The organism is Streptomyces sp. NPDC055025, assembly GCF_053608565.1.
The window spans coordinates 1-13,445 of record NZ_JBSGVS010000119.1 but is presented as its reverse complement, the minus strand read 5'-3'; the positions used below and the strand labels follow the sequence as shown (position 1 = coordinate 13,445).

Sequence of the window (13,445 nt, the reverse complement as noted above, 5' to 3'; positions counted from 1 at the left end):
TCTTTGTGAAGGGCGAGGTCATCAAGACCGTGCCGGAGTCGAAGATCGTGGAGACCCTGATCGAAGAGGCGATGAAGATCGCCGAACAGATGGAGAAGGACGGCATCCCCTCGGGCGAGCCCGAGGTCTCCGTGAGCTGACGGATCCCGGCGGCGTATCCCGACGGATTCCGTCGGCGTACCCCAGCGGCGTATCCCCCCGGCGGATCCCGGCGGGGCGGCTCCGAGCGACCGCTCCGAACCGGATCCGTTCGACCGTTCCAACCGGTTCCGTCCGACCGCTCCGAACCGGCTTCGGGCGACCGCTCCGGGCAGGCTCCTCCCGCCCTCCGCCGCCCCCGCCCCCGGTATCGTCCCCGCCCCCGCTCCTTTACGTACCGGGGTCCCGCGGCTACGTACCGGGGGTCCCGCGGCCCCTGCCCAGGGCATCGGCCGCGGGACCTTCCCCTGTGAGCGGCACACCACGGACCCGCCAGGTACAGTGCGGGGATCAGCAGACCGTATGGTGAGGCCCCTCGTGTTGACGCAGACCACCACTCGGGTCCTCGAACCCGGTGAACTCGGCGCCGCGCTCGCCATCCTGGAGAGCGAACCCGTCGCCAACGCCTTCGTGACCTCCCGGGTGCAGATCGCGGGACTCGACCCCTGGCGCCTCGGCGGCGAGATGTGGGGCTGGTACGCGGACGGGCGGCTGCGCTCCCTCTGCTACTCCGGCGCCAATCTCGTACCGATCTGCGCCGGCCCCGAGGCCGTACGCGCCTTCGCGGACCGCGCCCGCAGAACCGGCCGCCGCTGCTCCTCGATCGTCGGCCCCGCCGAGCCCACCGCCCAGCTCTGGCGGCTGCTGGAGCCCAGTTGGGGCCCCGCCCGCGAGGTCCGCGCCCATCAGCCACTGATGGTGACCGAGGAGATCCCCGCCGTGGTCGCGCCCGATCCCTTCGTGCGCCGTATCCGCAAGGACGAGCTGGAGGTGATCATGCCGGCCTGTGTCGCCATGTTCACCGAGGAGGTCGGCGTCTCCCCGCTCGCGGGCGACGGCGGACTGCTCTACCAGGCACGGGTGGCCGAACTGGTCGGCGCGGGGCGGTCGTTCGCCCGTATCGACGACGGCAGGGTCATCTTCAAGGCCGAGATCGGCGCCGCGACCACCCAGGCCTGCCAGATCCAGGGCGTCTGGGTCGACCCCGAGTACCGCGGCCGGGGCCTGTCCGAGTCGGGTATGGCGGCGGTCGTACGGCACGCGCTGGCCGATGTCGCACCCGTCGTGAGCCTGTACGTGAACGACTACAACACCCCTGCCCGCGCGGCCTATCGGCGCGTCGGCTTCCGTGAGGTGGGCGCCTTCATGAGCGTGCTCTTCTGAAAGTAGGGTTCGGCCATGCTGAGCATCCCCGGGGACACCCCCCGGATCCCCGACGTCCAGGTAGCGCCGGTCGATCTCGCCTCACGCGTCGACGAGGCACTCGCCGTGCAGGCCCTCGCCTTCGGGCTCAGCGACGACGAGATCGGGGTACGCCGCCATATCGTGCTCCGGCATCTCATGTACCCCGGCTGCCGTGCCTTCGGCGCGACCACCGGATCGGGCCGGCTCGTCGGGTTCGTGTACGGCCTGCCGAACGACCGGGGCCACTGGTGGTCCACGGTCGTCGAGCCGTATCTGCGCGCCACCGCCTCCGACGACTGGCTCGACGACTCCTTCGTGATCACCGAACTCCATGTCCATCCCGAGTTCCAGGCCCGCGGCATCGGCCGCGCGCTGATCACCGCCATCACGGACGGCGCCGTACAGCCGAAGTCGATCCTGTCCGCCATCGACATCGAGAGCCCGGCCCGCCGTCTCTACCGCGCGCTCGGTTACGAGGACCTCGCCCGCCAGGTCCACTTCCCCAGCGCGCCCAAGCCGTACGCCGTGATGGGCGCCCCGCTGCCACTGCGCGGACGGCGCGACGGCGGCGGCTGAGCGACAACTGATTTCCGCCTGCCGGGGCGCCCCGGCTAACCTCCAGGCATCACCCGAGAGAACGCAGAACGCAGAACGCCAGGAGTGTTCCCCATGTCCCAGGTCCAGCGCATGTCCCGTTTGATGGTCAAGACACTGCGCGACGACCCGGCGGACGCCGAGACCCTCAGCCACAAGCTGCTCGTCCGCGCGGGGTATGTCCGCCGTACGTCCGCCGGCATCTGGAGCTGGCTGCCGCTGGGCAAGAAGGTCCTCGACAACATCTCACGCGTCGTCCGCGAGGAGATGGACGCGATCGGCGCGCAGGAGGTACTGCTGCCCGCGCTGCTGCCCAGGGAGCCGTACGAGGCCAGCGGCAGGTGGGAGGAGTACGGCGATCTGCTGTTCCGGCTCAAGGACCGCAAGGGCGCCGACTATCTGCTGGGCCCGACGCACGAGGAGATCTTCACCCAGGTCGTCAAGGACCAGTGCACGTCCTACAAGGATCTGCCGGTGATGCTGTACCAGATCCAGACCAAGTACCGCGACGAGGCCCGGCCGCGCTCCGGTGTGCTGCGCGGCCGTGAGTTCCAGATGAAGGACTCGTACTCCTTCGACACCACGGACGAGGGTCTGGCCGAGTCGTACGCGCTGCACCGCGCCGCGTACCGGAAGATCTTCGCCAGGCTCGGTCTCGACTTCCGTATCGTCTCCGCGGTCTCCGGAGCGATGGGCGGCTCCGCGTCCGAGGAGTTCCTGGCGCCCGCCGCCGCGGGCGAGGACACGTTCGTGGACTGCCCGGCCTGTGACTACGCGGCGAACACGGAGGCGGTCACCTTCGCGGCCCCCGCGCCCGGCACGGCCGAGCACGGCCCCGTCGAGGAGCTGGACACCCCCGACACCCCGACCATCGAGACGCTCGCCGCGTACCTCGGGGTGCCGGCCTCGGCGACCCTGAAGAACCTGCTCGTCAAGGTCGACGGCGAGATCACCGCGGTGGGTGTCCCCGGCGACCGCGAGGTGGACCTCGGCAAGCTGGGCGAACACCTCGCGCCCGCCGTGGTGGAGCTGGTGACGGCCGAGGACTTCGAGGACCGGCCCGAGCTCGTACGGGGCTATATCGGCCCACAGGGCCTCAAGATCCGCTATATCGCGGACCCCCGGGTCGCGCCCGGCACCGCCTGGATCACCGGCGCCAACAAGCCCGGCACCCACGCGCGCGATGTGGTCTGCGGACGGGACTTCGAGGTCGACACCTATCTCGACGTGGTCGTCGTCGAGGAGGGCGACCCGTGCCCCGTGTGCGGTACGGGCCTCAAGCTCGACCGCGCGATCGAGATCGGCCATATCTTCCAGCTCGGCCGCAAGTACGCCGACACCTTCCAGCTCGATGTGCTGGGCCAGCAGGGCAAGCCCGTACGCGTGACCATGGGCTCCTACGGCATCGGCGTCTCGCGCGCCGTCGCCGCGCTGGCCGAGCAGACGGCCGACGGGCAGGGCCTGTGCTGGCCCCAGGAGATCGCCCCGGCGGACGTCCATGTCGTGGCGGCGGGCAAGGCGCTCCAGACGGAGCTGGCCCTCCAGGTCTCCGAGAAGCTCTCCGCGGCGGGGCTGCGCGTGCTGGTGGACGAGCGGCCCGGGGTCTCCCCGGGCGTCAAGTTCACCGACGCCGAGCTGATCGGCGTACCGCACATCCTGGTGGCGGGCCGCCGCTCCGCGGAGGGCGTCCTGGAGCTGAAGGACCGCCGTACGGGCGAGCGCGAGGAACTGACGGCCGAGGAGGCCATCGCCCGCCTCACCGCCTGACCGCACCGCCTGGCCTCACGGACCGCACCGCCTGGCCTCACGGACCGCCCGGGGACTCCGGAGCGCCCCGGTCCGCCGTCGCCGTACGGGCCCGAATCCTTTCGGGCCCGTACGGCGTCACAGCCAGCCCGCGAACTCCAGCAGGAGCTCACCGCTCTGGCGGCGCCCCGCCCCCAGCGCCTTCACCCCCGACTCCACCGCGCGGAACAGCGTCCAGCCCCGCAGCCGCTCCGCGTCCACCTCCAGCGAATCGGCCAGCCTGCTCACCCGTCTGCGGGCCGACGAGGGACCGGAAGAGGCCGCCACCAGGTCCTCCACCCGGTCACGGACCAGCCGGGCGAGATCGTAGGCCCGCTCACCGACCAGCGGCTCAGGTCCCACCGCGAGCCAGGGCGTCCGGTCGCCCGCGAGCACCTTGCCCTGGCCGAAGGCGCCGTGCAGGAGCCGGGTCTCCGCCGAGGAGGCGCAGAGCTCGTCACGCGCGGCCAGCGCGGCCGAGACGAGCGGCGCGAGGCTCCCGTCCTCCGGTGGGCGCAGCGCCGCCGCCTCCCGCGCCGTCCGCTCGGCCACCGTCTCGAAGCCATGGCCCACGGGCGGGTCGACCCAGAGCTTGCGTACCGTACCCGCCGCTTCCAGCAGGGCCTTCGCCTCGGGCAGGGAGCGCAGCGAGATCTCCGGCTGGAGACGTTCCAGCAGCAGCGCGCTGTCCGTGGCGGACGCGGGGTCGGCGGCGTCGAGCAGTTCGGCCGCGCCCCAGCCCTTCCAGTGCGCCAGCGCCGCCCGCTCCAGCGAGGGAGCCGCGAGGGACGGGGCGATCTTGAGTGTCGCCGGGGACCCGTCCGGCCGCCGTACGAGCACCACCAGACCGCTCCGGCCGCCCGGCGCGACCACCCGTTCGACCTCCAGCCCCCGCGCCGCGACCGCCTCCCCGGCAAGGGCGGGGAGGCGGTTCAGCCACTCGTCGGCGGCCGGCTCGCCGTACTGCCGGCCGAGCGCGCGCACCAGACGCTGCGGCGGTTCGAAACCCATACGTGCGTCGTTCCCCTTCGTGGCCCCAGGGCTCACACGCGCTCGGCGAGCCCAGGAAAGGCTACGCCGGTGCCGCGCCAGCGCACCGCGCGTACCGCGGCCTCCCGCAGCGCGTCCGCCGCCTCCCGCCGCAGCGGCCCCTCGGCGGCGCGTACGAGATCGGAGTAGACGCCCGCGATCCGGTCCTCCAGCTCGGCGGCGAGCCGTACGGCCGCGGCGGCGTCCGGCACCGCGAACGGCAGGGCGTACGCGGGCTCCGCCACAGCCGGTTTCCCGCCGAGGTCGCGCACGGTCCGGGTGAGCGCGTCGCGCCGGGCCCGGTGCGCGGTGTACGCGGCGTCCGCCTCGCTCCGGCGGTCGCCGCCGACCCGGCCGCCGACGACTCCGTACCCGTACACGGCGGCGTGCTCCGCCGCCAGTGCGGCCTGCGCGGCGGCCAGCGCACCGGTGCTCACGAGCGGGATCCTTCCGTCAGCAGATAGGCGTGGGCGGCGCTCGCCGCCGCGAGGGAGGCCAGCAGCCTGGCCAGCTCCGGGGGCGCGTCCATAAGAGTGGCGGTATGCGCGTCGGCGGTCCGGCGCTCGGCCGTCGCCAGCGCCTTGAGGGCCTGCGCCGGGTCGTCCGCGACGGCGGGGAGCACCGGCGGCCTCGGTCCGGTCGAGGCACCGGGGGACTCGGACCCGGATCCGGGCCCGGACGCGGAAGGGGCGGACGAGGGTAACGGGCGCGCGGACTCGCGTGCCGCCGGCGCCAGCGCGTCCACCTGCCGCGCGACCGCTGTCCGCAGCGGGGTCAGCAGTTCGTCCTCGTCCGGGTGGCGTGCCAGCACCGCGTCGTACTGTCCGAGCAGCGCCCGGCTGGTGGCGGCGGACCGCCGCCGCAGCGCGCTCTCGGTCCGCGCGGCGGCCGTCCCGCTCCCGGACCTCCGTCCGCCCGCGGAATCGGGGGTACAGCCCGCCAGCAGACCGGCCGCCGCGGCTCCCGCGGCGCCCGCGGCCATGAGCGCACGCCTCCGTGTCGTCCCCGTGCGCCCCACGCGTCTCTCCTCGGGCCTCGCGATGATCACCGCAGGCGAGCGTACCCGCGGGTCACGGACGGGTGGACGGCAACACCCCTTCGGACCGGATACCCTTTGATCTGACACACGACGATCCCACAACAGCACACGCGGCCGAGGAGTCACCCGGATGAGCACCACCCAGAGCGAAAGGCTGCGCGGACTGCTGGAACCGCTCGTCAGCGCGAAGGACCTGGATCTGGAGGAGATCGAGGTGTCCCGGGCAGGCAGGCGTCGTGTGCTGAGAGTCGTGGTCGATTCCGACGAGGGCGTGGACCTCGACGAGTGTGCCGAGCTGAGCCGCTCCATCTCCGAGAAGCTCGACGAGACCGACGTGATGGGCGAGGACGAGTACCAGCTCGAAGTCACCTCCCCCGGCGCCGAGCGCCCTTTGACCGAGCACCGTCACTATCTGCGCGCCGTCGGCCGGCTGGCCAGGTTCCAGCTCCACGAGGACGGCGAGCTGGTGGCCCGCATCCTCACCGTGGACGACGAGGGGCTCGGTCTCGAAGTGCCGGGTGTGAAGGGGCGCAAGCCCACCGCCCGCCGGGTCGAGTTCGCGCGGATCGCCAAGGCGCGGGTGGAGATCGAGTTCAGCCGCAAGGACAAGAAGGAAGAGGAGGCGTAGCCGTGGACATCGATGTGAAGCTCCTGAAGGGCTTGGCACAAGAGAAGGAGATCCCCTTCGATCTGCTGGTCGAGGCGATCGAATCCGCCCTCCTCATCGCCTACCACCGCACGGAGGGCAGCCGCCGGCACGCGCGGGCCGTTCTGAGCAGGGACAACGGCCATGTCACGGTCTGGGCCAAGGAGGACCCCGCCGAGCTGGAGGAGGGGCAGGAGCCCAAGGAGTTCGACGACACCCCGTCGGACTTCGGCCGGATCGCCGCGACCACCGCGCGCCAGGTCATCCAGCAGCGGCTGCGGGACGCCGAGAACGATGTCACCTTCGGCGAGTACGCGCGCCGGGAGGGCGATGTCGTCGCCGGTCTGGTCCAGCAGGGCAAGGACCCCAAGAACGTCCTCGTCAAGCTGGACGACAAGCTGGAGGCCATCCTTCCGGTGCAGGAGCAGGTGCCGGGCGAGGAGTACACGCACGGTCTGCGGCTGCGTACGTATGTGGTGCGGGTGGCCAAGGGGGTGCGCGGCCCTTCGGTCACGCTCTCCCGTACCCACCCCAATCTGGTGAAGAAGCTCTTCGCGCTGGAGGTCCCGGAGATCGCGGACGGCTCGGTCGAGATCGCCGCGATCGCCCGCGAGGCCGGCCACCGCACCAAGATCGCCGTACGGTCGACCCGGTCCGGCCTCAACGCCAAGGGCGCCTGCATCGGTCCGATGGGCGGCCGGGTCCGCAATGTCATGGCCGAACTGCTCGGTGAGAAGATCGACATCGTCGACTGGTCGGACGATCCGGCCGAGATGGTGGCCAACGCGCTCTCCCCGGCCCGGGTCAGCAAGGTCGAGGTCGTGGATCTCGCCGCGCGCTCCGCGCGGGTGACCGTGCCGGACTACCAGCTCTCGCTGGCGATCGGCAAGGAAGGGCAGAACGCACGGCTCGCAGCCCGGCTCACCGGCTGGCGGATCGACATCCGCCCGGACACGGAGCAGACGGACGACGACCGTGACCGTGGTGGCGACCGGGACCGCGAGCGCGGCGGTGACCGCGACCGTGGCGGTGACCGCGAGCGCGGCTGACCGCCGACGCCAGCGGTGGCCCCCGGGTTCCGCTGCCGTCGGGCTCCGGGCCGTCGGTCCGTCGGATGCCGGTTCACCGGGTGCCGGTCCGTCGGGTGCCGGTCCTCGGGAATGATCTCGGGCGGGTCCCTGTCGCACACCGCGACGGGTCCCGTGCCATGAGCCGGGACGAGCTGACACGATCTTCAGAGCTGTCACGCGTTCGAGTCTTGCCCCAAAGGGGTGAGGTCGGCGCGGGGAGGTAGACTTGAACATGTCCGGCCGGACGAGCGCCCGAGCCTGCCCTGAGCGAACCTGCGTGGGGTGCCGGGAACGAGCGGCCAAGAACGATCTGCTGCGCATCGTGGTGGTCGGGACGCAGTGTGTCCTCGATCGACGCGGTACGCTGCCCGGCCGGGGTGCGTACACGCACCCCGCCTTGAACTGTCTCGATCTGGCGGTCCGCCGCCGGGCGTTCCCCAGGGCCTTCCGGGTCCAGGGTCCGCTCGACAGCGCGGAGCTGCGCCGGGCCGTCGAGGCAGTGACGGTGCAGGCAGCACTGTAAGAAGAAGTACGGCACGGGACCCCGTGCGGTTCAGGTACCTCGCGAGTTGGAAGTAGGTCGAGATTGCGATGAGCACTCGATGAGTACGCGATGAGTACGCCCATGAAGTAGCGACGGTCCGGCGGTAACCCGGACCTAAAAGGAGCGAAGTGGCTAAGGTCCGGGTATACGAACTCGCCAAGGAGTTCGGCGTGGAGAGCAAGGTCGTCATGGCCAAGCTCCAAGAACTCGGTGAATTCGTCCGTTCGGCGTCGTCGACGATCGAGGCGCCAGTTGTACGTAAGCTGACTGATGCTTTGCAGGGGCCCGGCGGCAACGCCGGCAAGACCACTGCCAAGCCCGGGGCGCCGCGCAAGGCGACCCCCGCCAGGCCGGCCGCACCGGCCGCCCCCGCCGTCCCGTCGGCACCCTCGCCGGGGGCACCGGCCCAGACGGCGCGTCCCGCCGCACCCAAGCCCGGTGTCCCGGCTCCCAAGCCGGCCGTCGCCGAGGCTCCCAGGAGCACTCCCACCGCGCCGAGCCCCGGACCCCGTCCGGCGCCGGCCCCCAGGCCCGCCCCGGCCGCGCCGAAGCCGGCTCCCGCCGCTCCGGCCGCCCCGGAGTTCACCGCGCCCCCGTCGGCCCCGGCCGCCGGTCCCCGGCCCGGTGGCACCCCTGGACCGCGTCCGTCGGCCCGCCCCGGGAGCGACCAGCGCGACCAGCGCCAGGGCGGCGACCGTGAGCAGCGTGGTGGCGACCGTGAGCAGCGCGGTGGCGACCGTGAGCAGCGTGGCGGCGACCGTGATCAGCGCCAGGGTGGCCGCTCCGGCGGCGCGCGCCCCGGTCAGGCCCCGCGTCCCGGTGCCCGTCCGGCCGGTCCGCGTCCTGGTAACAACCCCTTCACCTCCGGCGGTTCCACCGGTATGGCGCGCCCGCAGGCGCCCCGTCCCGGCGGCGCCCCGCGTCCCGGCGGCCCCGGTGCCCCCGGCGGTCCGCGTCCGCAGGGCTCCGGCCAGGGCGGTCCCCGTCCGCAGGGCGGTCCCGGCGGTCAGACCGGACGTCCCACCCCCGGTGGTATGCCGCGTCCGCAGGCCCCCCGCTCCGCGAGTGGTCCCGGCGGCGGCCCCGGTGGTAACCGTCCCAACCCGGGCATGATGCCCCAGCGTCCCGCGGCGGGTCCCCGTCCCGGCGGCGGTCCCGGCGGTGGCCGTGGTCCCGGCGGTGGCGGTGCGGGTCGTCCCGGCGGTGGCGGTGGCGGCGGCGGTCGTCCCGGTGGCGGCGGCGGCTTCGCGGGCCGTCCCGGTGGCGGTGGCGGCGGCGGTGGCTTCGCCGGTCGTCCCGGTGGCGGCGGCGGTGGCGGCGCTCCGGGCCGTCCCGGCGGCGGCGGTGGCTTCGGCGGCGGTGGCGGCGGTGGCCGTCCAGGCTTCGGCGGACGTCCGGGTGGTCCCGGCGGCCGTGGTGGCACACAGGGCGCGTTCGGCCGTCCCGGCGGGCCCGCCCGCCGTGGCCGTAAGTCGAAGCGGCAGAGGCGCCAGGAGTACGAGGCCATGCAGGCCCCGTCGGTCGGCGGTGTGATGCTGCCTCGTGGCAACGGACAGTCCGTCCGGCTGTCGCGCGGTGCGTCGCTCACCGACTTCGCGGAGAAGATCAACGCCAACCCGGCGTCGCTCGTCGCCGTGATGATGAACCTCGGCGAGATGGTGACGGCCACACAGTCCGTCTCCGACGAGACCCTCCAGCTCCTCGCCGACGAGATGAACTACGTCGTCGAGATCGTCAGCCCGGAGGAGGAGGACCGCGAGCTGCTCGAGTCCTTCGACATCGAGTTCGGCGAGGACGAGGGCGGCGAGGAATTCCTCGTGTCCCGGCCGCCGGTCGTGACCGTCATGGGTCACGTCGACCACGGTAAGACCAGGCTGCTGGACGCGATCCGCAAGACGAACGTCGTCGCGGGCGAGGCCGGCGGTATCACCCAGCACATCGGCGCGTACCAGGTCGCCACCGACGTCAACGGTGAAGAGCGCAGGATCACCTTCATCGACACCCCGGGTCACGAGGCGTTCACCGCCATGCGTGCCCGTGGCGCCAAGTCCACCGACATCGCGATCCTGGTGGTCGCGGCCAACGACGGTGTGATGCCGCAGACGATCGAGGCGCTGAACCACGCCAAGGCGGCCGACGTGCCGATCGTGGTCGCGGTCAACAAGATCGATGTCGAGGGTGCCGACCCGACCAAGGTGCGCGGTCAGCTCACCGAGTTCGGGCTGGTGGCCGAGGAGTACGGCGGCGACACCATGTTCGTCGACATCTCCGCCAAGCAGGGTCTGAACATCGACAGCCTGCTGGAGGCCGTGGTCCTGACCGCGGACGCCTCGCTCGACCTGCGGGCCAACCCGGAGCAGGACGCGCAGGGCATCGCGATCGAGGCCCATCTCGACCGCGGCCGCGGCGCCGTCGCCACCGTGCTCGTCCAGCGCGGCACGCTGCGCGTCGGTGACACGATGGTCGCCGGTGACGCGTACGGCCGTGTGCGGGCCATGCTCGACGACAACGGCAACAACGTCGACGTGGCGACGCCCTCGACGCCCGTCCTGGTCCTGGGTCTCACCAATGTGCCCGGTGCCGGTGACAACTTCCTGGTGGTCGACGAGGACCGTACGGCCCGGCAGATCGCCGAGAAGCGTGCCGCCCGCGAGCGGAACGCGGCCTTCGCCCGCAGGGGCGTCCGGTTCTCCCTGGAGAATCTGGACGAGGCCCTCAAGGCCGGTCTGGTGCAGGAACTCAACCTCATCATCAAGGGCGACGCGTCCGGTTCGGTGGAGGCCCTCGAGTCCTCGCTGCTCCAGCTCGACGTCGGCGAAGAGGTGGACATCCGGGTCCTGCACCGCGGTGTGGGCGCGGTCACCGAGTCGGACATCGACCTGGCCATGGGCTCCGACGCCATCGTGATCGGCTTCAACGTGCGCGCCGCGGGGCGTGCCGCGCAGATGGCCGAGCGCGAAGGCGTGGACGTCCGGTACTACTCGGTCATCTACCAGGCGATCGAGGAGATCGAGTCCGCCCTCAAGGGCATGCTCAAGCCGGAGTACGAAGAGGTCGAGCTCGGTACGGCGGAGATCCGCGAGGTCTTCCGCTCGTCCAAGCTGGGCAACATCGCGGGTGTTCTCATCCGCTCCGGCGAGGTCAGGCGGAACACGAAGGCCCGGCTCATCCGCGACGGCAAGGTCGTCGCGGAGGACCTCAACATCCAGGGTCTGCGTCGCTTCAAGGACGATGTCACCGAGATCCGCGAGGGCTTCGAGGGCGGTATCAACCTCGGAAACTTCAACGACATCAAGATCGACGACGTCATCGCCACCTACGAGATGCGCGAGAAGCCGCGCGGCTGACGCACAGGGCGGTCGCTGGAGGACTCCTCCAGCCCCCCGAGGTCCGGGGCCGGTCGACGGTATGTATTTCCGTCGATCGGCCCCGGCCGTTGCGTGTACGGTTCTTGTGCCCCTGCCAAGCGCTGGCAGGGCACCGAACCCGTACCGGCGGGACATCCGGACATGCATGTATGTGGGGACGCTGTCCTTCGATCTGCTTCTCGGCGACGTACGGTCGTTGAAGGAGAAACGCTCCGTTGTCCGGCCGATCGTCGCCGAGCTCCAGCGGAAATTCGCGGTCAGCGCGGCGGAGACCGGCAGCCAGGACCTCCATCGCAGGGCCGAGATCGGTCTGGCGGTGGTGTCCGGTGACTGGGGCCATCTCACCGAGGTGCTCGACCGGTGCGAACGCATGGTCGCCGGGCATCCCGAGGTGGAGCTGCTGTCGGTACGGCGGCGGCTGTACGGCGACGAAGACTGACCAGACGAAGACTGACCAGTAGACAAGAAAACCCAGAAGGAAGAGTGACGGACCGGTGACCGACAACGCGCGGGCCCGCAAGCTGGCCGATCGCATCCAGGTCGTGGTCGCGGAGACCCTGGACCGGCGTATCAAGGACCCGCGACTGGGGTTCGTGACCATCACGGACGCCCGTGTCACCGGAGACCTGCGGGAGGCCACGGTCTTCTACACGGTCTACGGCGACGACGAGGAGCGCGCGGCCTCCGCGGCGGCCCTGGAGAGCGCCAAGGGCGTCCTCCGCTCCGAGGTGGGCCGCCAGACCGGCGTCCGCTTCACCCCGACGCTGGCGTTCGTCCCCGACGCCCTGCCGGACAACGCGCGCACCATCGAGGACCTTCTCGACCGGGCGCGTGCCAAGGACGCCGAGGTACGGGAGGTGTCCACCGGCAAGACATACGCGGCCGGGGCCGACCCGTACCGCAAGGCGGACGACGCCGACGACACCCCCGACGGTGCGGACGGGGACAGCACGGACGGTGCCGCCGCGGAATGACTCAGCAGAACAGGACGCCCGACGGCCTTGTCATCGTGGACAAGCCGTCGGGCTTCACTTCGCACGATGTCGTCGCCAAGATGCGCGGAATCGCCGGAACACGGCGCGTCGGCCATGCCGGCACCCTGGACCCCATGGCGACGGGGGTCCTCGTCCTCGGTGTGGAGCGGGCCACGAAACTGCTCGGACATCTCGCGCTGACCGAGAAGGAGTACCTCGGCACGATCCGGCTGGGGCAGAACACCGTGACCGATGACGCGGAGGGCGAGATCATCTCGTCCGCGAACGCCTCCCTGGTCGCGCGCGACGCCATCGACAGCGGGATCGCGGCGCTGACCGGCGCGATCATGCAGGTGCCCTCCAAGGTCAGCGCCATCAAGATCGACGGCAAGCGGTCCTACGCACGGGTGCGCGGCGGCGAGGAGTTCGAGATCCCGGCGCGGCCGGTGACCGTCTCCTCGTTCCGGCTGTACGACGTACGCGAGGCCGTCGCCGACGACGGCACCCCGGTCCTCGATCTGGTCGTCTCCGTCGTCTGCTCGTCCGGTACGTACATCCGCGCCCTCGCCCGTGATCTCGGCGCCGGGCTCGGGGTCGGCGGCCATCTCACCGCGCTGCGCAGGACCCGGGTGGGCCCGTACGCGCTGGACGCGGCGAGGACGCTGGACGAACTCCAGCGGGAGCTGACCGTCATGCCGGTCGCGGAGGCCGCCGCCGCCGCGTTCCCGCGCTGGGACGTGGACGAGAAACGGGCCGGGCTGCTGCTCAACGGCGTACGGCTGGACATGCCGGCGTTCGACTCCGCGCCGGTCGCCGCGTTCGGTCCCGAGGGGCGCTTCCTGGCGCTCGTCGAGGCACAGCGCGGCAAGGCCAGGAGCCTCGCCGTCTTCGGCTGATCCCGCGGCGGCGGGCCCATCCGTCACGGCCACCGTGACCGGTCCCGCCGTGGAGCCGGGGCCCCACCGTGGGGGCCGGGGGGGCCACCACGCCCCCGCCAACCCCCCCCCCCCCCC

Annotated in this window: 13 protein-coding genes and 1 pseudogene; 11 read left to right on the top strand and 3 right to left on the bottom strand. The window is 71.8% G+C overall.

The features are described from left to right. The 4 genes and pseudogenes from ACWGDX_RS38365 to ACWGDX_RS38350 form a co-directional block, all read left to right on the top strand. Window positions 1-140: pseudogene (locus ACWGDX_RS38365) on the top strand (flavodoxin-dependent (E)-4-hydroxy-3-methylbut-2-enyl-diphosphate synthase); the annotation flags it as partial. A gap of 361 nt (window positions 141-501) precedes the next feature. Beyond that, window positions 502-1,362 carry a GNAT family N-acetyltransferase gene (locus tag ACWGDX_RS38360; RefSeq protein ID WP_363085811.1) on the top strand — a complete coding sequence of 287 codons (861 nt, stop codon included), beginning with the start codon at window positions 502-504 and terminating at the stop codon, window positions 1,360-1,362. A 15-nt stretch (window positions 1,363-1,377) separates the two neighbouring features. After that, the gene (locus ACWGDX_RS38355; protein WP_453633323.1) at window positions 1,378-1,959 is read left to right on the top strand and encodes a GNAT family N-acetyltransferase; all 582 of its coding nucleotides are present in this window, start codon (window positions 1,378-1,380) and stop codon (window positions 1,957-1,959) included. 93 nt (window positions 1,960-2,052) lie between these two features. Beyond that, on the top strand, window positions 2,053-3,744 hold the full coding sequence (locus ACWGDX_RS38350) for a proline--tRNA ligase (RefSeq protein ID WP_453633321.1): 1,692 nt from the start codon (window positions 2,053-2,055) through the stop codon (window positions 3,742-3,744). 117 nt (window positions 3,745-3,861) lie between these two features. Here ACWGDX_RS38350 and ACWGDX_RS38345 read toward each other — a convergent pair whose 3' ends face one another. Genes ACWGDX_RS38345 through ACWGDX_RS38335 form a run of 3 tightly spaced genes read right to left on the bottom strand, consistent with a single transcriptional unit; the run spans window position 3,862 to window position 5,773 of the window. Then, window positions 3,862-4,773, bottom strand: a complete 912-nt coding sequence (locus tag ACWGDX_RS38345; protein WP_453633319.1) for an aminoglycoside phosphotransferase family protein — start codon at window positions 4,771-4,773, stop codon at window positions 3,862-3,864. Between the two features lie 32 nt (window positions 4,774-4,805). Beyond that, complete coding sequence (locus ACWGDX_RS38340; protein WP_453633317.1) at window positions 4,806-5,228, bottom strand: ferritin-like domain-containing protein; 423 nt, start codon at window positions 5,226-5,228, stop codon at window positions 4,806-4,808. Further along, entirely contained in the window at window positions 5,225-5,773 is a 549-nt protein-coding gene (locus ACWGDX_RS38335; RefSeq protein WP_453633315.1) for a hypothetical protein, read from the bottom strand. Before ACWGDX_RS38335 ends, ACWGDX_RS38340 begins: the two co-directional genes overlap by 4 nt. Before the next feature lie 187 nt (window positions 5,774-5,960). Here ACWGDX_RS38335 and rimP point away from each other — a divergent pair, with 187 nt between their 5' ends. From rimP to truB, 7 genes are all read left to right on the top strand, one after another. Then, window positions 5,961-6,458, top strand: coding sequence for a ribosome maturation factor RimP (gene rimP / locus ACWGDX_RS38330; RefSeq protein ID WP_365906305.1), 498 nt, complete (start codon window positions 5,961-5,963; stop codon window positions 6,456-6,458). A gap of 2 nt (window positions 6,459-6,460) precedes the next feature. Next, a complete protein-coding gene (gene nusA / locus ACWGDX_RS38325) occupies window positions 6,461-7,525 on the top strand; it encodes a transcription termination factor NusA (RefSeq protein WP_453633313.1) in 1,065 nt (354 codons plus the stop codon). 253 nt (window positions 7,526-7,778) lie between these two features. Then, the gene (locus tag ACWGDX_RS38320; protein ID WP_453633311.1) at window positions 7,779-8,069 is read left to right on the top strand and encodes a YlxR family protein; all 291 of its coding nucleotides are present in this window, start codon (window positions 7,779-7,781) and stop codon (window positions 8,067-8,069) included. A gap of 149 nt (window positions 8,070-8,218) precedes the next feature. Beyond that, window positions 8,219-11,437: a translation initiation factor IF-2 gene (infB, locus tag ACWGDX_RS38315; RefSeq protein ID WP_453633309.1), complete on the top strand. Its 3,219-nt coding sequence runs from the start codon at window positions 8,219-8,221 to the stop codon at window positions 11,435-11,437. A gap of 166 nt (window positions 11,438-11,603) precedes the next feature. Then, entirely contained in the window at window positions 11,604-11,897 is a 294-nt protein-coding gene (locus ACWGDX_RS38310) for a DUF503 domain-containing protein (protein WP_363085732.1), read from the top strand. A gap of 55 nt (window positions 11,898-11,952) precedes the next feature. Beyond that, complete coding sequence (rbfA, locus tag ACWGDX_RS38305) at window positions 11,953-12,432, top strand: 30S ribosome-binding factor RbfA (protein ID WP_453633307.1); 480 nt, start codon at window positions 11,953-11,955, stop codon at window positions 12,430-12,432. Beyond that, a complete protein-coding gene (gene truB, locus ACWGDX_RS38300) occupies window positions 12,429-13,328 on the top strand; it encodes a tRNA pseudouridine(55) synthase TruB (protein WP_453633305.1) in 900 nt (299 codons plus the stop codon). The genes rbfA and truB overlap by 4 nt, the downstream gene beginning before the upstream one ends. Window positions 13,329-13,445: the final 117 nt, after the last annotated feature.